Annotated in this window: 2 protein-coding genes; both read right to left on the reverse strand. The window is 67.8% G+C overall.

The features are described from left to right. Nucleotides 1–190 (reverse strand): LysR family transcriptional regulator (locus tag ACIA5H_RS37830; protein WP_397081180.1); only part of this gene is annotated, 190 nt, incomplete at its 3' end. Then, nucleotides 187–882: a CTP synthase gene (locus ACIA5H_RS37835; RefSeq protein WP_364438681.1), complete on the reverse strand. Its 696-nt coding sequence runs from the start codon at nucleotides 880–882 to the stop codon at nucleotides 187–189. The genes ACIA5H_RS37835 and ACIA5H_RS37830, both read right to left, overlap by 4 nt. Nucleotides 883–1,073 lie beyond the last annotated feature (191 nt).

Raw genomic sequence — 1,073 nt, forward strand, 5'->3', positions numbered from 1 at the left:
CGGCACGCCCAGCCGCTGTCAGACTCACCCCGTGGTTGCCCCGGACCAGCAGCGCGATCCCGAACTCGCCCTCCAGCGCGCGCAGAGCGTGGCTGACGGCAGACTGCGTGGTGGCCAGTTCCTCGGCGGCCCGGGTCATGTTGCCGGTCCGTGCGACCGCCTGCAGAATCCTGAGCTGGGTGAACGTCATAGCGCCGCACGCAGCAGGCCGACGACCAGCGGGTGCGGGGCCTCGGGACGCGAGCGGGCCTGCGGCACGAACAGGGTGGCCACATAGAACGGGTGGCCAGGGATCTCCAGCACCCGGGCCTCGCCGTCACCGTCCACGGCGGTGACCAAGAAGCCGCCCTCGTGCAGGGCCCCTTGCCGGCGAGGGTCGAGCCCGAAGTTGCAGTAGTACTCCTCCTCGACCTCGGCCCGCCCGTACAACGCGGCCACTCGGGAACCGGGAACCAGGGTCACGGGCATGGTCTTGCCGGCCAGCGAGCAGGTCAGTTCCGACACGAACAGGGTCGAGGCGTACGGGTCGTACTCGGCGTGCTGGGCATCCTCGTAGCCGAGCACGTGGCGGGCGTACTCGATGACCATGTGCTGGCAGCCACCACACGTCCCCAGAGTAGGCACGCTGTGCTCACGGCCGTGACGGAGCGCGGCAAGAGCGCCCGCCAGGCTGCGGTACGGGCTGCCCGGCGCGCACCACAGCACGTCGGCAGCCTCTACCTCGGCCAGATTCGATTCAAGCGGTTCGGTGGCAAGCCAGCGGACATCCACCCCGATGCCCAGGTGCGCGGCAGCGTGCCGCAGCGCGTCGTCGGTGGCCAGGTGCGGGGAAAACGCCGGGTCGCGGTCGCCGATGACGGCAACGAGCAGAGATCGGTCCATGGCCATCACTATCCGACGTTCCGTCCGTGAGCACCAATACAGGACCAAGCATCCGCCATGAGCAACCACTCATGTCAGTAGCTTTCAGAGTTTCGCGGCGGCCCAGCACCATCAGATCGTCATTGCCCCTTTCCGGCCTCACCCCAGTAGAGGCTAAACGCCAGTTTTCACAAGATCGTTGGTCACGGGCC

It is taken from the genome of Nocardia sp. NPDC051900 (genome assembly GCF_044452545.1).
In the GTDB taxonomy this organism is placed as follows: domain Bacteria; phylum Actinomycetota; class Actinomycetes; order Mycobacteriales; family Mycobacteriaceae; genus Nocardia; species Nocardia sichangensis.